Here is a 26,120-nt window from a genome sequence, read left to right on the forward strand (position 1 = left end):
GCATTGGGCATGGGACCACCCGTCCCAGAAACCTTATTAGAGAAAGCCAAAATTAGTGGTAATGAGAAATGGGGCTAGACAGTCCCGTCTTTTCCCAAAAAAATTCGCGTCGGGTTCGTTGCCCAAAGTCCCGTTGGGTCCGGCGGTACAACCGAGTTTCACAGCTGTGCGTGGGTTACCAACCCGGATGCGAATATCCGTAGCGGCAAGTAATTTTGGTTTTTGTTGAAAGAAACCGACCGCGCGCAGCAAAGTCTAGGTAAAGCGCCTGTTGCACAGTCCGGCACCACACCAATCCAGAATCTGTCGATAAATCAAGAGACACACGCACTGTCTTGATCACTTTTGCATCAAGTTCACAACCAATGCCCAAATGCAGGCGCATTTTTCAATCTGCTCGGCACATTAATTCCATTTGAAATCGCGCCATCGATGTCATCGTTTACAGCCTAGGTGTTGCGGATGTCAGTATCGATATTTTTTTCTTTTTCGTTAATCAGAAAATGAAAACTGGTGTTAGTCAATTCAGGACAAAAACCGGGGTTCGACAGAAATTCCGAGAGCAAACAATTCGCAGCGCATTCAGGTGCCCTAATAACACGTTGCCCTGGCATACCAATGTCAACCACTGTCACTCTTGATCCAGATTTGTCGCTGCGATTACTCTCTTCTGATCATTAGACGACTTCAACTTTACAATTGCCCTTTTGACACCACCAGCCTCAATCTGCGCAATTTCTCCCAAAATAGGCTCATTGCTCAAACCACTTGGCGCGCTGGTCCACGGCTCTATCGCCAAATGCGTATCACCCCGCGATGCGCCATTGTTGATAAGGTACCAAAGGCATGGAAAAGTAGTGCGATCGAACGTCATGCTCAACGCACCGTCATAATCTGCCAGCACGAAACTGTTTCCCTTGTCAGTATCCAGATAATGAAGTGCTAGGCTGCGCTCGTCAGAAACAAAGGGTTGCCGCATATCAATGCCCCTGTGGTGGGGCCATTGGAATGTCTCGCCCTCTTCTCCAAAAGCCCCGCCTAGCCATTCATCCACGAGAGCGCTCTTGGAAGGCAGAATAACACGAGATTGGGGCGTCACTGCAAATACTGGATGAATGCCCCATTGGAAACGGAAGGGCAGTGTGCCAATATTTTTGATTTCGTATTCAAAAACAACTTCATCGCTATCTTTTTGCAGCGTGATAGTACGTGAAAAATATGCTGGTGTTATGGGCGTTTTGACAAACGTTTTGATCTGCACCACATCATCATTATCCTGAAGCACAATACAGTCATGTGGAATACTCCAGAGCTCTCCAAGATAAGGAAGTGGGTCGCCGTATTCATTCTTGCATGGGCGTCCAGTTGGGAAAATGTCATCCCAACCGCCAGCCCAATGGTCATCAAAATCAGCCTTAAGAGTGACCGCGTGCGGTTTAATCCGTTCAGACCGCCATAACAAGTTTCTGTCCCTGGATTTGTCCGTAATATCAATAATATTCGCACCGCGCTCCGGGAGAACTGTTACTGCGATAAACTTGTTCTCTAAACGTACGGCGCATAGCCCATGATAAGTCCAATTAGTGTCCACTCTGCAAGTCATAGAGCCCTCTTTGGTGCTGGAGATAGAGATTAATTAAATGAGCTTAAGGATCTTTCCAAAAAGCTCTGGTGACGCCGCAATAATGAGGTTCCCTTGGTTTTCAAACAAATTACTTTCGAAGTCATTCGTTTGTCCGCCAGCCTCTTTCACAAGCAAGTATCCAGCCAGAGCATCCCATGGCTTCACAAATACCTCCCAGTAGGCATCCATCTTGCCATTGGCGACATTAGCTAAACACAAAGCACAGCTACCTGATCTGTGGAACTCAAACCCAGCTTTTAGGAACTTGGCCAACATACTTAGCAATTCTTCCCGAGATTCCGAAGGTGACCAGTCCATTTCTAGCACTGCCTCTGCTTCGTTGTTGACCTTTTTAACTCGCATCGGCGCGCCGTTGCAAAAGGCCCCCTGCCCAGCCTGAGTATAAAACAGTTCGTCTGTTGCAGGCGCATAAATTACGCCGACGACCGGCTTACCATCTCGCAGGTAGGCAATCGACACACACCAGAAGTTCTGGCCGCGAACAAAGTTAGATGTTCCGTCAATCGGGTCCACCACCCAAAGGCTATCCCCGGTCTGACCACCAAGCTCTTCACCTAACACAACATCGCCAGGGAAAGCCTCGATAACCTTATCGCGGATCATTGCCTCGATGTTTCGATCGACTTCACTGACGTAATCCTGATGCCCTTTTTGTTCAACTTGGCCAAGTTTCTTTTGCATTTCCCGGGCCAAGATTCCAACTTCACGCGCCAAAGCTTTTGCGAAGTCTAGTCGTATTGTATCAAAATTTGTCATGCGTTCGTCAAAAACTATTTCTCGAGTTATTTTTGCACTTTGCGCGTCTACATCCACTGCATCACTTTGAGTGCAACGCCCATCCTGACGATAAGCACCTAAGCTTTTATGTCAACAAACAAATAACTTATAACTTATATTGCGTGCATTATCTCTGATGAAGTACGCGAAGCATTCGCTTGAAAGCATAAAATTTAACCCGAATCTGTCTGTAACATGGCGCGAATCCTTACTGATATTCAAATCAAACTTATTTAATGAAGTTAGGCTAACATGCTTTGAATTTTCCTAGTTGGGCGTGTGCGCCACAATCAGAGTACGATCATCAAAAAACTCTGACGAGGTGCCACCTTTCACTGCTGCGAATTCATCTATTCGGTGGAAATCCACCTCATCACACTTGGAAAATTCTTTTTCCCATGCAGCAATACTTACTTCTTCTGGGTAAGACGCATAACCATCGCTAAAAATCTCAATAGTTTTCACTTCCTGTTTCGGAACAATCTCTTCTACCCACTGGCCCAAAACTGGTTTTCTGCTCGACACGATGTCATAGCAGAGTGAGTTCTCATCGCTGTTTGAAAACCGGTTCTGGCGCCGAATTCCGAGAAGCAAAAAATCGCGAACAATCTCCGAAATTCCCGACAAATTCAAATTGCCAATGGTTTCTTCGATAAGCATTTCAACGACGTCTTCAGTGAGAAGGCCCCGAGATCGAGCTTCGGCCAAGCCAAGAAAAATGGCCTGTCGTGTTATTAATTCATGCTCATCGGAATCATCGAATTTTTCGGCCAGTATTTTGAAAATTGAAACTCGTACTTCCGTTGAGATGCTATCAATAATCTTGTCATGCTTTAGCACCCGGTCGCCGTTTATCCGAATACCGCTGTCTCCAAGTGACAAGAACCGCCAATTGGTACCACAATCTATGGCCATAGCCACAGTGGTGGCTGGAAGCTGATCAAGGTCGTAGTCCTCAAATGCTCTCGCATAAGACGTACAGAGATCTGCCAACAGTGTTTCCGCGTCTTTTTCTCTGTTTCGATATGGCAACAGGAGTTCAGCCAGGATTTGGGAAGCCGCCATTGAGGCAGCTCGGCCATAGGGAACACCATTTAGATTTCGTCCTTCAGCATCCGTTGCGCCATCAAAGACGCCGAAACAAACACTCGGAAGCACTAAGGCTACATCATCCCCAAACTTGTCGTTAGCGCGGAATTTTGAGCGCGAGAAGAGGTCAAAATTCATATGTCGCCCTACAAAAACGCGGAATCACGGTTTTCTGCAAATCGGAATACGGCATAGACACAAATACCAGTACTTAAGAGCAGAATAGTAGACAGTGCCGCGGCGGTACCAAATTCACCATCCAATACCGCGATATAGACCTGTACCGGCATGGTGATGGTGCCAGAGTCGTAGATTATGACTGTGGACGACAGTTCATTGATTGCAGTGATGAAAGCCATTAATGCACCGATAATAATACCTGGCATTATCAACGGTATGGTTATCATCCTGAACGCACCTAATGGCGAAGCACCCAAATTAATCGCTGCTTCCTCCAGAGATGGCTGAATCTGACGAAGACTCGAAGATGTAGCCCTCACACCGTAAGGCAGTCTCCTAATGAAATAGACCATCACAAGAAGCACGGTTGCGGTGAATATATCTGGCATTGCGTTTCTGAACACAGTCACAAAACCAATGGCCATCACAACACCCGGTACAAGGTATGGAACCATCATAAGAAAGTCTATTGATGCTGCCACTTTCGTTTCCCTTCGAACAATCACATAGCTGATAAAGGTTGATGCGATAGTGATAAGAAGTGCAGCCGTGATTGAGAGGCTGAAGCTATTGAAGATCGCTTCCGGAGCATCCCGCAAAACACGTTGGTAACTTTCAAATCCAAATCCGCCGACAAATACGGGACCCTTGGTTTTCAAGATCGAAGTGTAGATCACAACAATTGATGGAAGCATCGCTATTAAGACAAGCCCATGACAGAAAATATGAATACCCCAGTTTTTCCACCCTTCCAACTTCACAGGTACTGGCAGGTTTGTGAGAGAACTTGCATATCGCTTCTTTGCGAGAATTCGGCGCTGTATAACCAGTGCAATCATAGAGATTACCATCATCAAGATGGATACTGTGACCGCCATCGTTGGCGCACCACCAAGTTCCGAACGATACGCACCTAGAGCAATGGTAGATAGAGTTCTAAAACCTCTTCCAAGAATGGCAGGTGTACCGAAGTCAGCGATTGACAGAACGAAGCATATGATTGCGCCCGTACTGACAGCTGGGAAAACCAACGGCAAGGTAACCTTCCTGAAGCGTTGCCAGGGATTACATCCCAAATTTTCAGCAGCATCTTCAAAAGATTTGTTGACGTTGTTCAAGGAAGTTTGCGTCATTAGGAAAATGAACGGGAAAAACTTCAGTGAAAACACTAGGATAATCCCGGGCGCATTGTAGATTGTTGGGGTATCTAGGCCGATTGCTTTGAATGCATTCGTAATAAAGCCATTCGACCCCAACATCATGATCCATGCGTAGGCCCCGATGAACGGTGGTGATACTAGGACAAGGATTGCCAAGGTTTGTATCCACGCGTTGCCACGAATTTTGAAACGGGCCGTGAAAAACGCCAAAGGAATACCGATCAGGCAAGCCCCCACAGTGCCAAGGATTCCCACGTACAATGTGTTTTTCAGACCATTGACATAGTAGTTCCGCGTAAGAACCGTTTGGAAATTAGCCAATGTGAACGCACCTGTTTCTGCGTCCATGAAGCCCAATATCAAAATTTGCATAATGGGCAGCAATAACAAGATACATAGCAAAGCTATAATGACTATCGTAACGATCGTCCATAAATCCAATTTCTTCTGTAACACCTGTAGCATCTCTAGATACGCCCACCAAAATGCTCATCGACAAAGAACAAGACTTTTTCCTTTTGGGTTCTGAATACTACCTTATCGGAGGGCGCTAACGTGATGAGTTCTGCGTCAGGACGTCCAATAGCCTTGATTACTTCCCCATTTGTTGTCTGACCATAGACTTCGATCTCGCGTCCAACGTAGCTAACTTCCTGAATTACAACTGGCACGTCTAATTTTGTTTTATCGTCTTCAGTCTGTGCGCTGGATGGAAGGATGTCCAAATCTTCAGGTCGAACCGCGCCAACAAAAGAACCAGACTTTGGAGCGCGAACACTCGAAGAGATAACTTCACCAGTTGAACGAAGCGAAAATTTGGAGTCGTTAAGGTCGACTTGCATAAAGTTATTGGACCCCACAAAAGATGCAACAAAGCGGTTTGAAGGTCGAGTATAGACCTCAAACGGTGGCTCCGCTTGTTGAATAACTCCGCCTGCCATAACGCAAACTACGTCCGACATTGCCAACGCTTCTTCTTGATCGTGTGTAACGTAAACGGTTGTCACACCTAGATCTTGCTGAATTCGCCGTAGTTCCGCGCGGAGTTCCACGCGTAACTTTGCATCTAGATTCGAAAGCGGCTCATCCATTAGTAACACCTTTGGCTGAACGACTATAGCACGGGCGAGCCCAACCCGTTGTTGTTGTCCCCCTGAAAGCTCATGAGGCATTCGATCAGCAAGTTTGCCAAGCTGGACGACATCGATAACATCATCAACTCTTGTTTTTATTTCTGCCGCACGTACTTTGCGTTGCTTCAATCCAAATGCTATATTGTCCCTTACACTCATGTGTGGAAACACCGCATAGTCCTGGAACACCATCGCAACATCGCGCCGGTGAGCCGGTAGGTCGCCGATCGACTGACCATCGACAAAGATATCACCTGCAGATTGGCTGTGAAAACCAGCAATTGCCCTCAAGAGAGTGGTTTTGCCACAACCAGATGGGCCCAAAAGGGTAAAAAACGTGCCACTAGGGACATCTATATTAATATCGGAAAGCGCTACGAAAGAACCGTAGAGCTTCTGCAGTCCCGCAACTTTTATGGAGGCCATATTATTAAATCCAGTCTTTAGGATATAGGACCCATCCTTTTGCGGCCAAAGGCCAGATGGGTCCCATAAGTTTTTTTATTGAACGTCCAGCAGCATATCTTCCCAAGCAGATACAATCCGCTTGCGGTTTTCCGCTGCCCAAGCATTATTATAATTCACTCTCACAATATCACTTACTGGCAAGAGTGCCGGGTTTGACGCCACATCACCGCGAACCGGCCGACGACCTTGCTCGGCTACAACCGTTTGTGCGTCAGCGGACATCATGAAGTCAAGGAATGCCTGACCGTTGGCCTCATTTGGGCCTCCGGCAACAAGCGCCATCGCGTCAGCATGGAAGGCTGTTCCATCTGAAGGATACACGATTTGAACTGGCCCACCTCCTTGGATGAATCTAAGCACTGCGTCTTCCAAAGTAACACCGATTGCCAATTCACCATCATTTACGAAACGAGGTACGGCACCAGAACTGTCGGACAGGACAAAGTTTGCCAGCAATCCTTTGTAAATCTCCCAACCCTTTTCTTCACCATAGCGCTGAAGAACAGTCGCAAGTTGAATATACGAAGAACCAGATCTATTTGCTTTTGCTGAAGAGATGTAATCATCATACTTTGGATCTGATAACTCCACCCAGCTTTGCGGGACAGGCAGTCCGTCGAGTTTGCTCTCATTCACAATGAATGCCATGACAACGGCAGAGAATGGGCTCGCCTTTTCGCTTTCGTTTACTCCCTCTAAAAGGGCGTCTGTACCTTTTGGATCGTAAGCCTCAAACAGAGTTGGGTTGAAATCAACAACAGACGAATCAACGCTCCAAAGCACGTCAGCCATCGGGCGTGCTGCCTCTGCAGTCAAACGGTTCAACAATTCGCCAGAACCAGCTTTGATGATTTCAACATCAATTCCGGTCTGCTTTTCAAACATTGGCACAAGTTCATCGATGAATACCTGTGGTACAGCTGTGTACACCGTCACTTTTTCTTCTGCGATTGCCGGCGCAGATGACAAAGCAATGCTTGCCATCACGCTTGCGGTTAAAATTATCTTTTTCATTTTTTCCTCCTGATTGTCTTATAAGTTATATCTTACGCCTTTCGGGTACCAAGTCAACATGGAAACGCCTGATAAAAAGCAAATAGAACTCGCATTAAGATAATTTTTTAGAGTGCCGAAATTTTGGATCCTGTCGTTCCGATGGCGATAATAAGCATTAGAGACCGTCCAAAGTATTTTTAACGTTCGCAAGTTTCCATATCGGAAAATTTGGAAACTTCCGGATCGTCCATGTTGTCACGCGTTGCGACAACAGAAAGGTTTTTACACTTTGATCAATATTCGATGCGGTCACTTCGCCACTCAGAAATTGCAAGAGCAACCAAACCGAACCATGGCCCATCGTGTAGCGCTCCTGAGCGATCAAGGCATCATACACACCAGCGCGAAGATCACAGACCTGCTGCGGACCAGCATCAAATGCGACTAGTTTAATGTCGCCCTGGCGACCTGCCTGAAGAATTTCAGCTGCCGCGCCAGTCGCTGCCGCAAAGTGCGTTGCATAAAAACCTTTTAGATATGGGTGCTCGAAAATGGCCGACGATACAAGTTCGCTCGCTTTGGTATAACTGGTTTCGGGGTAGGGCGTGGCGAGGATATTGGTGCCCTTCCCCTCGTTGCCCGAATTATCTGTGATAATCACTAACCCGAGCGTTTATGTCCAGCAATACCAATGGCGATGATTTCCTGACCGACAGACATATTCTCGACCATAAAAATATCGGGTTAGGGCCATAGTCTTTGTGATGCTAAACCGCGCTTTGAGCAGTTTAGCCGTTGGCAGCATCTAAGGCGCGCACCGCAACAAGAGACTTGTCGCTAACGATCGCATTCTATTCAGTTGCAACCGCAGTAAGCAGCCCCCGAAGATAACCGGCTGTGAAGATGTGGCCCTGAAATCCGTAGCCTTCGATCTCGACATGTTCGCCCGAAAGCTTCGGTGCGTGATCGGGGCGAATACATCCGGTGTAGCCGACCTCGTTCAGCTTTCGCAGCACGCTCAGCAGGTCTACGTCGCCGTCGTCCGGGAAAGTTTCCACGAAATCATCCTGACACCCTCTTATATTACGGAAATGTACGAAGTGAATTCGATTGCTCCATCGATCGATCAGCCCTTCCAGATTGCAACCCAGCTCCGCGAAACAGCCGATGCAATATGTAATTCCATTGGCTTTGCTAGGATTGGCGGCAAGCAACCAGTCATAGTCTTCGACGCTGGACATGATCCGCTGTAGTCCACCCATTGGTGATGTCGGCGGATCGTCAGGATGCATGGCAAGTTTAATGCCAACGTCTTCCGCAACAGGAATAACTTCATCTAGAAAGCGCTTCAGATTGGCGCGCATCTCATCTTTCGAAATAGGCAATACATCTGCTTCCACCAAAGTTTCATGGTCAACATCGATTGCGCGGTATGAACTGGTGATCGCTCCACCACGCGTTTTGGTTTCAAAGCTGGTGCGAACAACCATTGCATCGTCAAAAACTTGCGGCATGAAGTTATAGCAGATTACCTCGACACCATGAGACGCCAGCAAACGGATCGCATCGACCCAATCGTCGGTCTGTTCCCGCCATCCATCCTCGCCCATAACAATCTTGCCTATCGGTGGGCCGGCTTCTACCACTGTCGCGCGAAGATCCGCAGCTTTCGCCCGTTCAACAAACGCTCCAAATTGATCGAAAATTGCGCCCCGATCTTCGACACTGTAGTAAACGACATCCTGCGCACCTATCTGCCGCACAGCTTCAAGTCGCTCTTTCGTGGCTGGCTTCGCCACAATCGATAAACGCATCTCAGAATGTCTCCGTGTTGAAATATTGATGGCCGGATTGCGTATTCACTTGCTTCATTCTTCGTCTCCAAGCCCCAAGCGGCCCTTTTATTAGTGCTCAAGAAACTCAGCCGATTTTGATGGAAATCGATCAAGTAACCCCATATGTTATTATAAGTTATATCTTATATGGTCAATAATTAAATCGTAACCTTTCCGCGAGCAGTACGCCAATCACACGGTTTTTGATTAACTCAATTGTTGCAGTGCGTTGATATCGATCTGTATATGCTACTTGCATATGGCGGTTAGGACATGTGATTGACAGCCGTGAAATTCGATCCGATTTAGTTTACAGGTTTTGATCAGGAACTCGTTTATCTCCCAGTTTTTTGCGCCGGTGTGACATTCTGCACAGGGCGTTTGAAAAGGCAACCTAGCCCTTGATCACATCGATCGATAAGTGGTTGCAGCAGGCAAAGACAGGCGTTTCATTGAGGAAGGCCTCGACCTCCTTAGGCTCGAAGTCTATGCCGTCCAAATTTAATCAAATCAACTTACCCTACTGCGCCGTCCGGCCCTAGACAGACACTGATGATAGGCAACTACCATTTAGCACCCTCATTGACCGTCTCACTATAAATAATAGCCTCTGCCATGAGGCTCGAATATTAATTCCGCTTACAATGCGAACAGTGCGTAAATCTTGCCCGCCCCTCGCTTGTGGGTCCTGACCAGAAACCCTCTAAGAATCAACGAGAGCTCCGAAGCGCTGGTATAGCGCTATCTTATCAGTTTGGGAACTAGACAACGGTTACATCCTCTCTATAACCGCCGCGTACCTTAAACAGGCGAACGATCTGCCATTGTCGGAACAGAACTCTTTCCTGGCCTAGAATTGTTACAGGATTTATCAAGTTGGCAATTTTCAACTGACGGACAGGTTAGTCTAAGAACCTTCTAATTCGCGAATGTAGTTGCCAATGGCACTACAGCCATGAATTATGTCAGCTTGTACTGCAGCGACAGCTCTAGAGCAGTCTTTAGCACCGAGCGCCTCGAAAAGATTTAGATGATCAGGAGCCCCGATCGTGACATCAATGCGCTTTGAATAGTACACACGCAAGATTGGTCCCATCTTTGCCCACAAGTTCAAGATTGAGGACATCAGCATTGGCATGTCCGCCCTTTCGTAGATCATGAAATGAATTCTTCGATTGAGCGACTGAGCTTCCGCTCGTTCTTGATTGGCTTCCGCGCTGATGAACTTTGCATGAAGCTTGGACAATTCCTCGACGTCCGATTGTGTGATATTTTCAGTTGCTTTCTCAACCGCCAATCCTTCCAGGACTAATCGCATAGATAATATCTGGCTGAAACGGCTGCTCGATAGAATCGGAACAGCAAAGGCTCTTAGTGAAGACATCTCAACAGAATCCTCGGCAACCAAGCGGATGAGAGCTTCTCGAACTGGCGACACGCTCGTTCCGGTCTGCTTTGCCAATTCGTTTAGCTTTAAGCGTTGACCTGGTTCATACGCACCCGAGATCAATTGTTCCATCAAATCATGGTAGATCGGCGCAGATAGCGTCTGAAAGCTCGAAGGACTCAGTTTTTTCATAGTGTAGTTAGTCTCCTAGCAAATTAATCTTAGTAACAACCAATCGCTACGTGTTATAACAAGTAACTTTGTTTTCGCAGGTTTTCTACCCCACAATTACAACCTGAGAATTGTAACACTAATAATCGTAGGTTCTGCACTCGGCATTGGTCTTGGGAGGAAGAAATTCTGCTTCTTTAGAGTGATATCAATCTGTTGGCACTCGTAATTGAAGCAATACCTTCAACGAGCTTGAGCAAGGTTATTAATGAAGCCCCGAATGGATTTACCCCATTCCGAGATGCGTCCAGTTCCACTACTGACTTCGAAGAAGAATTCTACAATAGAGAACTCATTAACCCCGTCGGTTTTACTAAATTGAATCCTCTATTGTATAATTTCATAATATAGATTATTATTACATTTGAATTATACATTAAGGAACAAAGTTGAAATGAGCACTCTTTCTTTCAAAAAATCCGAAGACTTTATCACTGAAGCTTCCGGCTACCTAGCGGGTGGAGTCAGTAGCAATTTTCGTCTTGGTATGTTGCCGGGGCCTCTAGCATTCACAAAAGCAGAAGGAGCCATTCTCCATGACGTCGACGGGAACGGTCTGATCGATTATTACCTTGGCATGGGTCCAATGATCTTAGGCCATAATCCTGCAGCTGTTCGTGAAAAAGTTGCAGCCAGCATGAATGATGGCATTTTGTTCGGTGGGCAAAGTCAACTTGAGGTCGATGCAGCTAAATTACTATGCCAGATTGTCCCCGTTGCAGAGCGCGTACGTTTCTCAGGCTCTGGATCTGAAGCAGTCCAAGGCGTACTTCGTCTTGCCCGCGCAGTAACTGGCCAAACGAAGGTCATCAAGTTCGAAGGTCATTACCACGGATGGTTTGACAATGTTCTTTGGTCGAACGCCCCGTCGCTGGAAGCAGCGGGTTCAAGGGAAACTCCAAATGTGACTCCGCTCTCTAAAGGTCAGGAAGAAGAGGCCTCTTCTGGGCTCGTGATCCTTCCTTGGAATGATCTGGACTTACTTCAAACACGATTGGCTCAAGGCGATATTGCAGCTGTAATCATGGAGCCTGCAATGTGCAATTCTGGCGCAATTGCTCCACGAGATGGATATCTTGAGGGCGCTAAAGAAGCTTGCGAAAAATATGGCACGCTTTTGATCTTCGACGAAACAATTACAGGATTCCGGCTCGCACCCGGCGGGGCTCAACAGTATTTCGGTGTAACTCCGCATCTGGCAACATTCGCGAAAGCCATGGCAAACGGGTTTCAGGTGGCAGCGATAACTGGCCCTGAAAATCTCATGGAACTGTTTGCCACTGGCGGAGTATTGCACGGCGGCACCTACAATTCTCAAATACTTTCGATGGCGGCAACCATAGCTACTTTGGAAAATGTTTCTGTGCCCAGTTTCCATAACGATCTCAATAACAAAAGCATTAAATTGCAAGAAGGGATCGAGAAAGCACTTGCCGATGCTGGTGTTCAGGCCTCAATCGCCGGATTCCCTGGCTTCATTCATGTTGGACTTGGACTGACTGAAAAGCCACGGGAATATCGGGACCTGATTGCAATTGACAAAGAACGGTACAGAGCACTTTGCCACGCAATGCTGAAACGCGGCGTGCGAGCTCTGGAGCGTGGCGCCTGGTTCGTATCTTCTACACATACCGATGATATTTTGGACGAAACGATCGCCGCGGTCAGAGAAGCGGCAGAGGAAATCGCCTGATCTCCCCTGAACTTCCCGACGCAGTTGCATAAATCGCCACTGTGTCGGGAAATTTTTGCAAAAATCAGGGAACGAATACAGATCAAAAAACTCAATTGTTATAATTTATAATGTATAATAAAAATATAATTTACTAAAATTCTAATTGGAAGAAAGCAACTAAAGCTACTGATCTGAAACTCAAGAGCCTAGGCACATCTCTCCTGAGCTGTACAACAATACTTCCTGTGTTGGGCATGGCATCTGTCGCTCATGCTTAAAATTGCGAAGGCAGTAACTTTAACAGCCCAGCTCCGGCAGATACGGCAGGCGCAGTGCGCTTGTTCGCTGAAGACATCCCAGATACCGACCACGTCAAAGCACTACTTGGCGCCTTCAACGAAGCTTACCAAAACATCAACGTAAAGATTGAAAGCGACGCGTTCGACGTGATTCGCGATCAGCAAATTTCGTCATTTCAGCGATCAGATGGTACGCAGAACGTCATGCAGATTATTCCGTAATGGGTTTCGGAATGTCACGAAGCAGGCTTTGTAGAGAGCCTGGCTCCGACGATCCTACAGTGCTAATCCAACCAACCAGCGAATTTCCTACAGTTGAATCCAGTGCACGTTTTCAGAATCCAACTGCAGGAAAAAGTCGAACCAATCAGTTAAAGGCTACCGTCTTTTGTTCCTGTTCGCCCAAACCTTCGACCCCAAGCCGAATTTGTTGACCAGTCTTGAGATATATAGGTTCAGGCTTTTGTCCCATGCCCACGCCTGGAGGCGTGCCAGTTGAAATGACGTCACCGGGCTCCAGGGTCATGAAACGACTGCAATATGAAATGAGCTCCGCGACACCAAAGATCATCGTTGAGGTTGAGCCGTCCTGATACCGGACACCGTCCACCTCAAGCCACATCGACAATGCCTGCGGATCTGGGATTTCATCTCGCGTAACCAGCCACGGACCAATTGGACCAAACGTGTCGCAGGATTTTCCTTTGACCCACTGACCACCCCGTTCTATCTGAAACTCGCGTTCAGAAAGATCATTCACGACGCAGTAGCCCGCTACATGAGATAGCGCATCGTCTTCAGCGACATGACGAGCAGTTTTACCAATAACTACGCCTAGTTCTACTTCCCAGTCAGACTTGTTTGAGTCCTTTGGAATGGTGACATCGTCATTAGCCCCTACGACAGCGCTGGTTGCTTTCATGAACATGATCGGCTCTTCGGGGATTGGCATATTTGCTTCCTTGGCGTGATCACTATAGTTCAAGCCAATGCACAAGAACTTACCAATCCCAGATACGCAGGCCCCCAAGCGAGTCCCCTCATCGACCAAAGGGAGACCATAAAGGTCCGTGCTCCGAATTCTCTCCAGCTCAGAATCTAACAGCGCGCGGCCAGAAACATCATCGACAACCGATGACAGATCCCTGATCTTCCCCTCTTGATCCAAAATTCCCGGTTTTTCCTGGCCCGGTGAGCCAAATCGAACAAGTTTCATATCATCTCCAATTTTATGCAAAGTAAATTTCGTGGCTACGGCTTAGTCTAGAAAGTCCGATACGGGCATTCCTCGAACACCGCAGTCCACCGCAAAGAGAGCCCCTTCGTTGGGGTTTTCGTCGACTGCTTGTCTGCTTAACCCTGACCGAGCCGTTGTTACAAACAGAGTTTTCATATCCGGTCCACCAAAACAGCAACTCGTTACGTTCGTTGCAGGAATACTGACGGTTCGGTCCATATTTCCGCTTTGATCAAAGCGAACGACACTGCCGCCGCCCCAACGCGCGTTCCATAGATAACCCTCTTCGTCCATTGCTGACCCGTCGGGTACGCCTAGTGGGCAATCGGTATTGAACCGTTTAATTGAACCAAGTGTTCCATCAGTATTATGAACAGCCGAAAATAGAGCCCCTTTCATACTGTCAGCAAAGAAAAACTCACGATTGTTTGGACTCCATGCGAGGGTATTCATAATACCCAATGTTTCAGGAAGAAGAGGAACTGTGCAACCATCGGACGTAACGCGAAATATGCCGCCGATGTCTGAGTTTATTTCGATGGGCGCCCCATCTTCAGCGATATTGTTCTGCATAGAGCCAACCCAAAAGCTACCATCCGGAGCAACTTTTCCATCGTTAAGGCGTGCGAGAGGGTTATGTTCGATTGGGTTGCACATCGGGCTGACTGTTCCGTTTTCGAAGTCCAACAAAACTACTCCCGCCCGACAGGCAATAATCAGCCTGCCAGACCGACAAAGGCCAATCGCGGAAGGCCTGCGGACAGTACACATGTCCACATCGCCTGTCGAAACTTGAAGCTTAAAGACTGAATCCCCTTCAATATCCACGAAATATAGAAAGCCTCCGACGCAATCCCAAACGGGGCCTTCACCAAGCGATAGACGCAGGTCAGCGTGTAGAATTTGGACGTGTGAGGGTAAAGAAGTCATTTTGCGATGAGTTCCCTTGAAAGTCGAGCACAACGCTCCTTTAGTTCTGATGAAATTTCAGCAACACGCTCCGGTGACATGCGGTGAACCACGCCAGTCACTGAAATCGACGCAACAACTTCATCGAATGGTCCAAAGATAGGAGCTGCAATACAAGACGCACCTAATTCGTTCTCCTGCACCTCAGTTGCAAATCCCTTAACTCTAATATCCTCCAGTTTCTGCTCAAGCTCACCCCGATCAGTGATTGTGAATTGGGTGAGCTTAGTAAACTCGATATTATTTAAGACCCATTCTCGTCTTTCGTCCGGGAAAAAAGCCAAAAGAACCTTACCACATGCACTAGAGTGATAATTCGACCGAGCGCCGGCGTAGGCGGTCGCACGAACACCTAGTTGACTTTGCAGGGCTTCGACAAGGATCGCTTCCTGAAAGTATGGCATCGCCAAATTAACTGTTTCTCCAGTAGACTGGCACAGCTCTCGGAGAACAGGGCGACTGAGTTCCAAAATAGGTAGATTCTTGGATACTTGCCTTCCCAATTCTAGACATCTGAGGCCCAATTTGTATCCCTTAGGATTGCTCGTTCGCATGAGAAACCCTAAAACAACAAGACTTTCTGCCAAATTGAACACTGTCGTTTTATTCAAACCGAGCGTTTCAGTTAACTTAGAAAGCGGCGTTGCCTCCCTGTTGTTCATAACAGCGGATAAGATTGCGTCAGCCCTTGCAAGAGACTGAATCCTTGGCTCCTGGGCCTCAACCAGCGTGGCAATTTCCATGAGTACTCCTGTCGAATGTTCGCTAATATTTTACATTATAGAACAGTTTTCACTTCTCACCACAACCCAATTCACCCCAATAAATACATTATTGTATAATTTTTTATTGTATTATATCATAATGTATAATAAATTAATGTCAACAACACAACGCTTTGGAACAACAAAATGACCGTTGAGCGAAAACCCTGGGGGCAAGTTGGGGCTTCAAACGCAAATCTATACACGATCACCAATCGTGTAGTAGCGTCCGTTGAGTTGACTGACTTTGGTGCTGCGGTTGTTCAAATGAACATGCCATGCCACAAAGGTGAGATCGCGGATTGTGTACTGGGATATGATACACTTCAGGACTACGTGGACACGCTGACTTACTTCGGATTCACCAAAGATTGCGTGCCCCTTGCGCTGTGGACCAAGTTCAGCGCTGTCAAAGCCAATATCGTTCACAACGCCTGCATTTTTGACAAGGTCATAGAAAGCGATCTGGGTGCAAGCGTTAGCTATCATTTTGCTCGAAAGGAAGACTATTTATGGGTCTCTTAGATGGAAAATCCGGCATTGTCACAGGTGCCGCACAAGGATTTGGTTTGGCCACCGCAAAACGGTTGGCTGAAGAAGGCGCTGCGGTGGCCTTGGTGGATATCAAGGCGGACAAGGTTAATGCCGCTGCTGCATCGCTCGTTTCCGAAGGTCTGAATGCCATCGCTGTAAAGGCTGACGTCTCTGACGAAAATGCAACTATTCGTATGTTGGATGAAGCTGAGCAAGCCTTTGGTGAATTGAACTTCATTCATCAGAATGCAGCGATTCAGGTTGAAAAGCTGCTGCACGAGACAACACTAGACGAGTGGGATCAGTTGATGGCAGTCAACCTGCGCTCGATGTTCCTGGGGGCAAAACACATTTTGCCTCGAATGATGCGTTCAGGCGGTGGATCGATTGTTAACAGTGCCTCCATTCTGTCGTTGTCAGCTGACGAAGTGCTACCGCTCTACTCAGCTAGCAAACACGGTGTTCTGGGATTGACACGCGGCATCGCGGTTACCGAGGCCTATGCAAAGGCTGGAATTCGCTGCAACTGTATTTGTCCTGGAGACATCAGGACGTCAATGGTTGAACAATACTGGGCTGCTCAACCTGATCCCGCGAGCGCTGAAGCTGAGACAATGGCGCACTATCCAATGAAACGTATCGGTGAACCGAGCGAAATGGCAGACACCGTACTCTATCTCGTGTCTGACCTTTCGTCGTTCGTCAACGGAACAAGCATCGTGGTGGACGGTGGTGTTATGGCAAAGGTTTATTAGGACTAATTCTATGTATTAGCGTATGCGCGAGACATTTCCTTTAACCTCCGGTCCGGACAAGGAAGTGCAGACCGGATTGAGTTGTACGCCTCGCTCAACTAAGGAGCCCCTAAGCCTTAAGCAGGTTTTATGGGCTCAGGCCCAGCCCTCATCCTGATCTCTTGCTCTCCGCTCAGCGGAACGATCTTTCGGATCACCATATCCGCCGCCACCTGGCGAGCTGATAGATATCTGATCCCCTTTTCGGAACCCAATTCGATTGAACTTACTAGCCGAGGTTTTGTTACTGTCTTCACAGGCTGTGACGAAATCCTGCGAAGACTTGCGCCGGATCAGAACGCTTCCATTTTGCCCTTCACCCCCGCCCTTCATACCCCAGGGCGCGATTTTCTGCCGGTCAGACATGAACGACACTTCCATGTCGTCCGACAGGCAAGTCAGCACTTTGTTCACACCCAGGCCACCGCGATACTCTCCATCGCCGCCGCTACCGGGGATCAGACCAAAAGACTCGATGCGCCAGGGAAATCTTGTTTCAAATACCTCAACGGGGTTCATGCGAGAATTGCCGTTGATGCAGTTCGTAGCATTGTGGCCATCAGCAACAGGTCTTCCGCCCCATCCTGCACCTGTAAAATCATAACAAACAGCATAGTTTCCAGTTCTCTCGTCCGTGGCGCCAAACAAGAAGTTCGAATGCGTACCGCCGTCGGGAGCAAATGCACGCTCAGGGATCGCCTGGGCCAAAGCGCCGACGACAGTGTGACAAATTCGAATGTGGGTCTCCGTATTGCCGCCAACCTCTGCGGCGGGAAAATCTGCGTTAACAAGTTTTCCCGGTGGCGCCACGATTTTAATTGGGCGAAAGGCACCGGAGTTTCGGGGAATTTGCGGATCAGTCAGGTGCAAAATAGCATTGTATGTCGCCGACCATGCTACTGACAAAACCGCGTTAATCGGACCACGCGATTGGTCGTCGGTGCGGCTGAAATCCGCAACAATTTTATCCTGCGAAACATACAAATCGACAGCAATCTTGTACGCTTGATCGGTTACGCCATCGTCCTCCATATAGTCTTCGAAAGAATAGATACCGTCCGGGATCGACGTGATTTCAGCTCGCATGCGTCGCTCCGCATAGTCTTTCAAATCATTGCAGATTTCACGATATCGGTCAGGACCATATTCCCTGATCAAATCAATGATCCGAGATTCCCCTCGATTCACCGCGCTAATCAACGCCCTGAAGTCCCCATGGTTCTGGCGGGGAGTACGGTGGTTGGCGAGCATGATTTTCCAAACGGGCTCCACATCCCTGCCTTTTTCTTGGATCTTCACAGGGGGAACCCGCAATCCTTCCTGATAGACTTCGGTCGCTTCACCAGGAAACCCGCCCGGAACCATGCCGCCAACTTCTGCAATATGACCGATTGCCACCGAAAATCCAAAAAACTCACCCTCAAAGAAGATAGGCTTGATCAGGGTGTGTTCCGGCGTGTGCATGCCGCCACGAAACGGATCGTTGTGGATGATCACATCACCTTCATCCATCTCAGACAAGGAGATTTCCTTGATGATTGATGCAACAACCAAAGGCATGCCACCAACCTGGGCCGGCTGAAAATCAGCCGAGGCAAGCAATTCACAGCTGTCGTCGGCGATACCACAAGTGAAGTCCCGACCTTCGTTGAAAATGGTCGAATATGATGTCTTCATCAGAACAATGCCCATTTCTTCAGCAATGCTCTTCAGGCGTCTGTCGACGATGTTCATGTCTACCAAGTTCATGATTGCTTCTCCGAGCGCCATTCCTTGATGGGCACTAAGCTTTTTGCATTGTGTCTGGATTCTCGCTCCTGGTACCATTCCATGTCCCAGACCGAGCTGAATGGACCAATCTTGGAGCCGTCATCATTAGTGTAAAAAAGACCTCTGTCGTAGATGAGCTCACCGCAATTGATGCACTTGCGATACTCTTCGACGTACAATCCGTTTGCCGAGTATTTCACGTCAATTCCCCTGAATTTCTTTGATCACCAGCACACCAGAAGGTTTTCGCTCAACGCTTTGGCCGGCATTTATTGGCACAGTCGACACATCCTCTTCGATCACCGCAGGACCATGGATCTGGACACCGACGGGAAGACGCATTCGATCATAAATCGGCGCGTTGACGCTGCCCTCCTCAAACCATACTTCGCGATAAGTTTTCGGTTTGGAGGTCGTTTCACCATAGGTCGCTACTATATCCGGCTTTGGCTGTGCAACGATGCCAGTCACAGAAAGATTTACGATCTCGATCGGTTCTCCGGGCAAACAGAATCCGTATTTTTCGTCGAATTCGGAATCAAAGTTGTTTCGGAGCGTATCCATATTGTTTTTGTCGAACTGATCAAAACCAAATGGGACGCTGAGTTCGTAGTTTTGTCCCTCGTAGCGAAGATCGACATAGAGCTTCATTTCAACACCTTGGTCATAGCCCTGTCGCGAAAACTCCTTGTTCACCGTGTTGCGAAGCGAAGTAGCGACGTTATTGAGCCGGTCGAAATCCAGAGAACCCGAACGCATCTGAACAGTGCGCTGGCTATCAATTCTGGCATCTGCGCAGGTGAAGCCAAATGCCGAGAACTGGCCAGGAAAAACAGGGACAGTACCCGACTTAATATTGAGCAGGCGCATCAGGTCGGCGACATGAACCGGCCCTGCTCCGCCAAATCCCATCAGGGAGAAGTTTCGCGGATCGTGGCCATTTTCCACAGCCATGCGTCGAAGTTCTGACGCGACATTGTTATTTGCAATATCGATAATCGCCTTTGCTGTTTGTTCAATGCCCAATCCCAGTTTATCGCCTATTCTAGTTATCGCGGATCGCGCTGCTTCCAGATCCAGAGTGAGCTTGCCGCCCAAGAAATTGTTGTGGTCGATCCGAGATAGGATCACGTTTGCATCCGTGACTGTGGCGTCGGTTCCTCCACGGCCATAGCAGGCAGGTCCGGGCCTCGACCCGGCACTGCGTGGTCCAACTTGCAACATCCCGCCATTGTCGACCCAGGCGATGGAGCCACCACCTGCGCCGATGGTGCGAACATCGACCATTGGAATCTGGACAGGAAGACCCCACTCAACTTCGAAATCCGTGGTCAGGTTCACGTCTCCGTCGATGCAAATTGCACAGTCAGATGATGTCCCGCCCATATCAAAAGTCATCACTCTTTCAATACCATTGGCCTCAGACACATGTTGCGTTGCAACAACTCCGCCGGATGGACCGGAGAGCAGCAGTTGAACTGGCTGTTGGCAGGCCACCTCGGGGGTGGTTTCCCCACCATTCGATTTCATGATCGCCACATCAGCATTGGGCATAAGCTGCCCAATTTTCTCGATGATCTTGGGCAGTCGGTCATTAACGATTGGTTTGACATATGCGTCGGCAATCGTCGTTGAACTGCGCTCGAACTCTTTCCACTTTGGAAGCACGTCGTATGAAATCGATATGGGCATGCCCGGAACTTCCTCTTCGAGAATCTCCTTGGCCCTCTTTTCATGCTTCGGCGATATGTAGGAAAACAGGAAATTCACCGCGATAACTTCGATGTCGCCTTGATCCCTGATTTGGCGCGCGATCGCCCGAAGTTCCTTTTCGTCCAAGTCCACAAGCGTGTCACCTTCACTGGAGATACGCTCAGAAACACCAAAACAATTTTTTCGATTCACCAGGCTTTCAGGTTTCACCCAGAATGCATCGTAAATGCCCTTCCGGTCGCCGCGCCCGATATGGGGGACATCAGTGAAGTTCTTGGTCGCAATGTAGCCAACAACCGCACCGTTGCGTTCTAGAATTGCGTTGGTGGCGATGGTTGTACCCAACCTAATTTTTTCAACACGATCAGGTTGCTGGAATTCCTTCAGGCCATCAAAAATACCCGTGGCCGGATCTTCAGCATTCGAAAAATACTTCCAGGCTGTCGCCGTTTTCGCTTCTTTGTCATAGGCGACATAGTCGGTAAATGTGCCACCGATATCAATGCCGAGTACAATATTACGCGCGGTACCACCGTCTTGCGTTTGTCCGCGATCATCGCGCGTTGTGTCCAGATCTCTGTTCATTGACTTTCCTGGGATACGCCGGCAATTGCGTGAAGAAGTTCCGCTTCTGACACGTTGCCAGAAATAAACTCGTGAGTAATATTTCCGCGCCGAAGCACATAAATCCGGTCACAGGTATCCAAAAGATCGCTCAACCGGTGGCTCACGATCATTACCGAACAACCTGTTTCCGGAAGACGCCGAATTTGCTCCAGAAGGGGTTGGCCTGCCTTGACAGACAAAGCGGCAGTTGGCTCATCCATGATCACAAGCTTTGGCGAAAAGGCAATTGCACGAGCGATAGCAACCAGCTGACGCTGTCCACCACTCAAGGCGGTGACAGGCTCTTCCAGGCTTGGCAATTCAAGTTGGAGAATGTCCAATAGTTCCTGTGATCTGGTCAGCATCCTTTCCTTGTCGATAACTTTGAACCGGCCCAATTCGAACCGGGTCAGTTCCCTGCCCAGAAATATGTTTTCAACGATCTCGAGATTGTCGCAAAGAGCAAGATCTTGGTAGACCATTGAAATCCCGAGTTCTTGAGCGTGTTTCGTTGTCAAGTTATTCTCGGTTTTGTTGTTGACCAGCAATTCCCCGGTTGTTGGCGTCACATCTCCCGCAACCATTTTCATCAATGTCGATTTTCCGGCACCGTTGTCGCCTGCAAAGCCAACGATCTCCCCCCGACCGATTTCAAAGGAAATGTCGTCCAATGCAGTGACTGCACCGTAGGATTTACCCAGGTTCTTTGCCTGTACTACGTTTTCGCGCACGGTCATCTTTACGCTCCTTTTCCGCGGTTCATGACCAGAGAGTCGACTGCGATGGTGATAATCAAAATAATTCCCGTAGCTACCATCTGATAGAAGGTGTTTACTCCGGCCAAGCTAAGGCAGTTGGCAATGCTTGCCATCATGAGCGAGCCGATTACAGTGCCCCATATCGAACCATATCCGCCAAACAGACTGGTTCCGCCAATGATCGCTGCGCTGATTGCATTCAGAGCAAGCAATTGGCCGATGCCAGGAGGCCCCGCGTCCAGCAGAGATGCCTGAATGACACCCGCAAGCGCTGTGAATGCGCCCATCAGTGCAAACAATCCGATGGTCATCAACGAAATACTGATCCCTACGCGCCTAGCGGCCATCGGGTTACCACCGAGGGCATAGATATACCGACCAAACGTTGTGTTGGTGCTGATCCAGTTTGTAGCCAAAACCAAGATCAGCAATATCACAACTGGAAACGGCAGGCCGCGATAAATGTAGAAAACCAGCGTGGCTCCAATCGTCGCACCTAAAATTACCAAAAGTTGCAACCAATCGAGTAGGCGTGAGATCGGAAGCTTGGGCTGCCCCGAGAAGATTTGCCGAAATGCCTTAAAAGTGAAATAACCGCCGGCAAGAAGGATGAGAACCACCGAGTAGACTGGCGGCAGGTAGCTGTTGGAAATTAGATAGAAAGACTCATTCGCGCCAGCGTGTGTCTGACCTTCAGACACGATAAACGCCATTCCCCGTATCCACGAGAAACCCGCAAGAGTCACTACAAAGGACGGAACCAAAAGAATTATTCTGATAGACCCATTGATCAAACCAAGCAAAATACCCGTCGCAAAGGCGACGATTAGCGTGATGAACGTTCCCACTTCGTAGACGACCTGTAGCTGAAAAATGACAACGATCACTAATGCCATTATGGCACCCGCTGACAGATCGATTTCACGTGCAATGAGTAACCATGTCATACCGATTGCAAGAATGCACGTGACCGTCATTTGAACCGAAAGCGAAGTCAGATTTCTCGGAGTAAGAACAAATCCATCAGTCCAGACCAAGTCAAAAGCCAACCATATGAGAATTGTTGCGAATGCTAATAATAGCAGTCTGATTTTCCGTATATCAGCTGCCAAAGTACTGTTTTTTAAGTCGCGCGCGCGTGCATTTGCCATATTACAACCTAGTATTTCTGTCCCGCCGACCGCAACAATCAACTGACAAGGTTTGTAGAAAAATGGTGACGGACACAGGTTGTAACCGTCACCATAAATTTGCAATTACTATTTGCAATTACTAGAGGAACTTCTCGGCACCGGCAGGCAAGCTGTCTGCGGGAAGGCCTTTGAAGATCGTCTTAGCGTCCACATAGGCGGGGCTATACTGATCCAGGTATTCAACCAGATTATCGCGTGAGACGTGGAAGGCCTCAATTGGCGAGAGCGGGACGGTCACGTCGCCAGCGGTGTATGTCATTGGCGGGTTGATAGCCTCTCCCTTTGCCAGCTTGGCACATAACTCGCCAGCTGTTCGACCCATCACATCAAATCGAGTGAATGTAGAGAATGTCATTTTCCCTTCGGCGATCAGGCGGCAAGCCACGGTCGTCGCATCCTGACCTGATACAAAGGCCTTTCCAGCGAGACCGGCTTGCTCAAGCGCAGCAATACAACCGCCTGCTGTGCCGTCGTCGTTGCAAAGGAACCCGCGAATATCGTCGTTGTTTGCAGACAATGCGTTTTCGGCCTGCTTTCGTGCACTTTCTGGATCCCAGCCGTCATGGAACTCGTGACTGACAACTTTGACCTTACCAGAGTCGATTAGCGGCTGTAGTACATCATAATATCCAGCCGTCATTTCATCCGCGACGGCATCTCCTGCCTGGCCGGAGGCGATCACCCAGTTTCCTTCGAGCCCGACGGCTGCATCCGCGCCTTTTGCGGCTGATGCGCCGACGCCGCGATTGTCGCGCGAGACAAACGCTGAAAGATCTGGACTTGGTATGGCGTTATTATAAGCAACAACGGGCACGCCTTCGCTGACCGCCTTGCGCACCATGTTTTTACCCGCTCCAGCATTCACCGCAATAATGGCGAGTGCATCGATGCCCTGTGCCAGCAGATTGTTAACATCATTCAACTGCTGGTTGGCGTCAAAATTGGCCTGAACTGCTACAGTCTCAAAACCGGCAGCGCTCACCGCTTCCTTGAAGTACGGAAGGTCAAGGTGTTTGAAGCGAGGGACAGAAAATGTGGACATGGCAAAACCAATTCGCCCTGTTTTTCCTGTAGCCAAGGCCGGCATGCCCAGCGATGCAGCAGCAACCGCGCTGCCACCGATTTTCAGAAAGTCGCGACGGCTGGCCGTCAGAAGTTTATGTTTCATTTAGTCCTCCTAGTGAATCGTTTTTCTATGTAACTGATATTTAACTTATAACTTATATGTTATTACTAATCGGGTCAGGAGTCAACCGTGTATCATCTCGTGTAGCCAGTAGTGTGGTGAGTCGGCCTAAGTCTCTTGCCGTGCCAGAAAACAGCAGGTGCACCGCAAACGACAAGCAACTAAGGATTACAAGGGTCTTCGACCGATTATCGAATTGGCACCGCTAGGTTTTTTCCAGTTCGGAAATGTACTCGGAAATCGATTTGCAACCGTGCTTTATGTCGGCAGCAATTGCTTTGGCGGCGTATTTGGCATTCCCGTCCTGCAGCGCTTCTATCAGCTTTATATGATCAGGGGCTCCGATCTCAACAGGTATGCTTTGAGAATAGTACACACGAAGAATTGGCCCCATCATTGCCCATAACATTGATATAGAGGACAACAACATCGGCATCTTTGCGCATTCGTAGACCAAAAAATGGAAGCTGCGGTTAAGTGCCTGGGCCTTAGATCTTTGCCCGCCTTGTTCCGCATCAATAAATTGATCATGAAGACCCGAAAGCTTCTTAAGATCCGCTTGGCTGACTTGACCGGCTGCCCGTTCAGCCGCCAGGCCTTCGAGTGCCAGCCGCATAGCCACAATCTGTTCAAACCTCGATGTTGACAGTTTGGGAACGGCAAAGGCTCTTAGGGAAGACATTTCAACGGAATCTTCGGCAACTAATCGAATCAATGCTTCACGTACAGGAGAAACACTGGTTCCGGTCTGCTCTGCCAACTCATTCAACTTTAGCCTTTGCCCCGGCTCAAAAACTCCTGTGATTAATTGTTCTCGCAACTCCAAATAGATTGGTCCACTTAGGGTCTGAAAATTTGATGGACTAAGCGTCGGCATGTCTGAGAGACCTCATAATCAAAAATCGGCGACTGAACACCAATACATATAACAAATAATATATATTCTTATACTGTGCCAGTAGATTTCTTACCACAGACCGTCTAGACAGCCCGGATAGCCAAATCTATCACCTTTGAGAACGGTGGATTATTCCAAGGGTTTAACCATCGAAATCAAACTGTTGGGGCACTACTGCTGTGTTGATCCTCCACGCGCGTGTTTCCCTGTTAACTTTCACCTCTATATATAACATATAACTTATAACATAAATTATGAGAACTTTCAAGGATCAGCTTACTTTTGATAAATCCGCCAATTTCATTGGCGATGCGCCACAGTATCTTGCCGGTGAAGTAAGCAGTAATTTCAGGTTAGGAATGCTGCCTAGACCCCTCGCGTTTGAAAAGGCTGAAGGACTAATTTTGCATGATGTAGATGGCAATCGCCTAATCGATGGAAGCAAAGTTTTATCCAAGAGCTGTACGGCCTGCTCATTGAGCTTGCGACGCTCCAAATCACTTGCATCTCTGCATCTGTTAGAACTCGTTCACGCTCCTGTTCTTGATGCCTCGGTTTAATATGATCAGCGGGGGAATGTTCAAGGTATCCACTTTCAACTAACCAGCCAAAGAATTTTCGTATGTGGACTAAGGCTCTATTAGCTGCTGTATGCTTTCCACGCTCTATCGGCTCATCAAGGATCAAGTGAATATCGGGATGCTTTACATCATGAAGCAGCTGGCCTCCGAGCGCAGACACAATATAAAGCCTTATATTGTTTCAGCTTGCTTCCAACTCGAGTTCTTGGGTTTGGCATATCTATGGATAAACTCTGACACCA

Annotated in this window: 24 protein-coding genes; 5 read left to right on the forward strand and 19 right to left on the reverse strand. The window is 48.2% G+C overall.

Translation table 11 applies throughout. The annotated features are described in order from the left end of the window. Positions 1-175 precede the first annotated feature (175 nt). The 10 genes from GN278_15235 to GN278_15280 form a co-directional block, all read right to left on the reverse strand. A complete protein-coding gene (locus tag GN278_15235) occupies positions 176-385 on the reverse strand; it encodes a hypothetical protein (protein ID XAT61996.1) in 210 nt (69 codons plus the stop codon). 246 nt (positions 386-631) lie between these two features. Beyond that, positions 632-1,603 carry a DUF5107 domain-containing protein gene (locus GN278_15240; protein ID XAT61997.1) on the reverse strand — a complete coding sequence of 324 codons (972 nt, stop codon included), beginning with the start codon at positions 1,601-1,603 and terminating at the stop codon, positions 632-634. Positions 1,604-1,636: 33 nt separating this feature from the next. Beyond that, positions 1,637-2,401: an inositol monophosphatase gene (locus tag GN278_15245; GenBank protein ID XAT61998.1), complete on the reverse strand. Its 765-nt coding sequence runs from the start codon at positions 2,399-2,401 to the stop codon at positions 1,637-1,639. 288 nt (positions 2,402-2,689) lie between these two features. Beyond that, positions 2,690-3,649: a hypothetical protein gene (locus GN278_15250; protein ID XAT61999.1), complete on the reverse strand. Its 960-nt coding sequence runs from the start codon at positions 3,647-3,649 to the stop codon at positions 2,690-2,692. Between the two features lie 8 nt (positions 3,650-3,657). After that, a complete protein-coding gene (locus GN278_15255; GenBank protein XAT62000.1) occupies positions 3,658-5,316 on the reverse strand; it encodes an ABC transporter permease subunit in 1,659 nt (552 codons plus the stop codon). A 2-nt stretch (positions 5,317-5,318) separates the two neighbouring features. Continuing rightward, the gene (locus GN278_15260) at positions 5,319-6,410 is read right to left on the reverse strand and encodes an ATP-binding cassette domain-containing protein (protein ID XAT62001.1); all 1,092 of its coding nucleotides are present in this window, start codon (positions 6,408-6,410) and stop codon (positions 5,319-5,321) included. Between the two features lie 75 nt (positions 6,411-6,485). Then, complete coding sequence (locus GN278_15265; protein ID XAT62002.1) at positions 6,486-7,466, reverse strand: extracellular solute-binding protein; 981 nt, start codon at positions 7,464-7,466, stop codon at positions 6,486-6,488. A 157-nt stretch (positions 7,467-7,623) separates the two neighbouring features. Beyond that, positions 7,624-8,109: a substrate-binding domain-containing protein gene (locus GN278_15270; GenBank protein XAT62003.1), complete on the reverse strand. Its 486-nt coding sequence runs from the start codon at positions 8,107-8,109 to the stop codon at positions 7,624-7,626. 190 nt (positions 8,110-8,299) lie between these two features. After that, complete coding sequence (locus tag GN278_15275) at positions 8,300-9,262, reverse strand: TIM barrel protein (GenBank protein ID XAT62004.1); 963 nt, start codon at positions 9,260-9,262, stop codon at positions 8,300-8,302. 928 nt (positions 9,263-10,190) lie between these two features. Then, positions 10,191-10,862, reverse strand: a complete 672-nt coding sequence (locus GN278_15280) for an FCD domain-containing protein (protein ID XAT62005.1) — start codon at positions 10,860-10,862, stop codon at positions 10,191-10,193. A gap of 433 nt (positions 10,863-11,295) precedes the next feature. Between GN278_15280 and GN278_15285 the strand changes: the two genes are divergently transcribed. Beyond that, positions 11,296-12,594 (forward strand): aminotransferase class III-fold pyridoxal phosphate-dependent enzyme, encoded by a 1,299-nt coding sequence (locus GN278_15285; GenBank protein ID XAT62006.1) that lies wholly within the window; start codon positions 11,296-11,298, stop codon positions 12,592-12,594. Between the two features lie 320 nt (positions 12,595-12,914). Continuing rightward, complete coding sequence (locus tag GN278_15290; GenBank protein XAT62007.1) at positions 12,915-13,097, forward strand: hypothetical protein; 183 nt, start codon at positions 12,915-12,917, stop codon at positions 13,095-13,097. A gap of 145 nt (positions 13,098-13,242) precedes the next feature. Here the strand turns inward: GN278_15290 and GN278_15295 are convergent, their stop codons facing one another. The 3 genes from GN278_15295 to GN278_15305 are packed head-to-tail and all read right to left on the reverse strand — an operon-like array spanning position 13,243 to position 15,824. Beyond that, the gene (locus tag GN278_15295) at positions 13,243-14,091 is read right to left on the reverse strand and encodes an ureidoglycolate lyase (protein XAT62008.1); all 849 of its coding nucleotides are present in this window, start codon (positions 14,089-14,091) and stop codon (positions 13,243-13,245) included. Positions 14,092-14,133: 42 nt separating this feature from the next. Beyond that, positions 14,134-15,042, reverse strand: coding sequence for an SMP-30/gluconolactonase/LRE family protein (locus GN278_15300; GenBank protein XAT62009.1), 909 nt, complete (start codon positions 15,040-15,042; stop codon positions 14,134-14,136). Beyond that, positions 15,039-15,824 carry a helix-turn-helix domain-containing protein gene (locus GN278_15305; GenBank protein XAT62010.1) on the reverse strand — a complete coding sequence of 262 codons (786 nt, stop codon included), beginning with the start codon at positions 15,822-15,824 and terminating at the stop codon, positions 15,039-15,041. Before GN278_15305 ends, GN278_15300 begins: the two co-directional genes overlap by 4 nt. A gap of 168 nt (positions 15,825-15,992) precedes the next feature. On the opposite strand from GN278_15305, the gene GN278_15310 reads away from it, so the two are divergent. Both GN278_15310 and GN278_15315 read left to right on the forward strand, forming a co-directional pair. Further along, entirely contained in the window at positions 15,993-16,370 is a 378-nt protein-coding gene (locus GN278_15310) for a hypothetical protein (GenBank protein XAT62011.1), read from the forward strand. Next, a complete protein-coding gene (locus tag GN278_15315) occupies positions 16,358-17,134 on the forward strand; it encodes a glucose 1-dehydrogenase (protein ID XAT62012.1) in 777 nt (258 codons plus the stop codon). The genes GN278_15310 and GN278_15315 overlap by 13 nt, the downstream gene beginning before the upstream one ends. Before the next feature lie 135 nt (positions 17,135-17,269). On the opposite strand, the gene GN278_15320 is transcribed toward GN278_15315, so the two are convergent. The 6 genes from GN278_15320 to GN278_15345 all read right to left on the reverse strand — a co-directional run bounded on the left by GN278_15320 (position 17,270) and on the right by GN278_15345 (position 25,276). Continuing rightward, positions 17,270-19,000 carry a hydantoinase B/oxoprolinase family protein gene (locus GN278_15320; GenBank protein ID XAT62013.1) on the reverse strand — a complete coding sequence of 577 codons (1,731 nt, stop codon included), beginning with the start codon at positions 18,998-19,000 and terminating at the stop codon, positions 17,270-17,272. A gap of 144 nt (positions 19,001-19,144) precedes the next feature. Then, positions 19,145-21,241 carry a hydantoinase/oxoprolinase family protein gene (locus GN278_15325; GenBank protein XAT62014.1) on the reverse strand — a complete coding sequence of 699 codons (2,097 nt, stop codon included), beginning with the start codon at positions 21,239-21,241 and terminating at the stop codon, positions 19,145-19,147. Beyond that, the gene (locus GN278_15330) at positions 21,238-21,999 is read right to left on the reverse strand and encodes an ATP-binding cassette domain-containing protein (GenBank protein ID XAT62015.1); all 762 of its coding nucleotides are present in this window, start codon (positions 21,997-21,999) and stop codon (positions 21,238-21,240) included. Before GN278_15330 ends, GN278_15325 begins: the two co-directional genes overlap by 4 nt. Positions 22,000-22,001: 2 nt before the next feature. Further along, entirely contained in the window at positions 22,002-23,276 is a 1,275-nt protein-coding gene (locus tag GN278_15335) for a hypothetical protein (protein XAT62016.1), read from the reverse strand. 16 nt (positions 23,277-23,292) lie between these two features. After that, positions 23,293-24,381 (reverse strand): substrate-binding domain-containing protein, encoded by a 1,089-nt coding sequence (locus GN278_15340; GenBank protein XAT62017.1) that lies wholly within the window; start codon positions 24,379-24,381, stop codon positions 23,293-23,295. A gap of 223 nt (positions 24,382-24,604) precedes the next feature. After that, positions 24,605-25,276 carry an FCD domain-containing protein gene (locus tag GN278_15345; GenBank protein ID XAT62018.1) on the reverse strand — a complete coding sequence of 224 codons (672 nt, stop codon included), beginning with the start codon at positions 25,274-25,276 and terminating at the stop codon, positions 24,605-24,607. A 275-nt stretch (positions 25,277-25,551) separates the two neighbouring features. On the opposite strand from GN278_15345, the gene GN278_15350 reads away from it, so the two are divergent. After that, positions 25,552-25,857 (forward strand): hypothetical protein, encoded by a 306-nt coding sequence (locus tag GN278_15350; protein ID XAT62019.1) that lies wholly within the window; start codon positions 25,552-25,554, stop codon positions 25,855-25,857. The last annotated feature ends 263 nt before the right edge of the window (positions 25,858-26,120 follow it).

This window comes from Rhodobacteraceae bacterium Araon29, assembly GCA_039640505.1.
In the GTDB taxonomy this organism is placed as follows: Bacteria; Pseudomonadota; Alphaproteobacteria; order Rhodobacterales; family Rhodobacteraceae; genus CABZJG01.

Coding starts and splice junctions, on each gene's coding strand:
- GN278_15345 (XAT62018.1), bottom strand. CDS start 25,276: ATGCCGACGCTTAGTCCATCAAATTTTCAGACCCTAAGTGGACCAATC.
- GN278_15265 (XAT62002.1), bottom strand. CDS start 7,466: ATGAAAAAGATAATTTTAACCGCAAGCGTGATGGCAAGCATTGCTTTG.
- GN278_15340 (XAT62017.1), bottom strand. CDS start 24,381: ATGAAACATAAACTTCTGACGGCCAGCCGTCGCGACTTTCTGAAAATC.
- GN278_15250 (XAT61999.1), bottom strand. CDS start 3,649: ATGAATTTTGACCTCTTCTCGCGCTCAAAATTCCGCGCTAACGACAAG.
- GN278_15330 (XAT62015.1), bottom strand. CDS start 21,999: ATGACCGTGCGCGAAAACGTAGTACAGGCAAAGAACCTGGGTAAATCC.
- GN278_15350 (XAT62019.1), top strand. CDS start 25,552: ATGAGAACTTTCAAGGATCAGCTTACTTTTGATAAATCCGCCAATTTC.
- GN278_15280 (XAT62005.1), bottom strand. CDS start 10,862: ATGAAAAAACTGAGTCCTTCGAGCTTTCAGACGCTATCTGCGCCGATC.
- GN278_15305 (XAT62010.1), bottom strand. CDS start 15,824: ATGGAAATTGCCACGCTGGTTGAGGCCCAGGAGCCAAGGATTCAGTCT.
- GN278_15315 (XAT62012.1), top strand. CDS start 16,358: ATGGGTCTCTTAGATGGAAAATCCGGCATTGTCACAGGTGCCGCACAA.
- GN278_15325 (XAT62014.1), bottom strand. CDS start 21,241: ATGAACAGAGATCTGGACACAACGCGCGATGATCGCGGACAAACGCAA.
- GN278_15245 (XAT61998.1), bottom strand. CDS start 2,401: ATGACAAATTTTGATACAATACGACTAGACTTCGCAAAAGCTTTGGCG.
- GN278_15300 (XAT62009.1), bottom strand. CDS start 15,042: ATGACTTCTTTACCCTCACACGTCCAAATTCTACACGCTGACCTGCGT.
- GN278_15235 (XAT61996.1), bottom strand. CDS start 385: ATGCGCCTGCATTTGGGCATTGGTTGTGAACTTGATGCAAAAGTGATC.
- GN278_15295 (XAT62008.1), bottom strand. CDS start 14,091: ATGAAACTTGTTCGATTTGGCTCACCGGGCCAGGAAAAACCGGGAATT.
- GN278_15240 (XAT61997.1), bottom strand. CDS start 1,603: ATGACTTGCAGAGTGGACACTAATTGGACTTATCATGGGCTATGCGCC.
- GN278_15320 (XAT62013.1), bottom strand. CDS start 19,000: ATGGTACCAGGAGCGAGAATCCAGACACAATGCAAAAAGCTTAGTGCC.
- GN278_15260 (XAT62001.1), bottom strand. CDS start 6,410: ATGGCCTCCATAAAAGTTGCGGGACTGCAGAAGCTCTACGGTTCTTTC.
- GN278_15275 (XAT62004.1), bottom strand. CDS start 9,262: ATGCGTTTATCGATTGTGGCGAAGCCAGCCACGAAAGAGCGACTTGAA.
- GN278_15285 (XAT62006.1), top strand. CDS start 11,296: ATGAGCACTCTTTCTTTCAAAAAATCCGAAGACTTTATCACTGAAGCT.
- GN278_15310 (XAT62011.1), top strand. CDS start 15,993: ATGACCGTTGAGCGAAAACCCTGGGGGCAAGTTGGGGCTTCAAACGCA.
- GN278_15255 (XAT62000.1), bottom strand. CDS start 5,316: ATGCTACAGGTGTTACAGAAGAAATTGGATTTATGGACGATCGTTACG.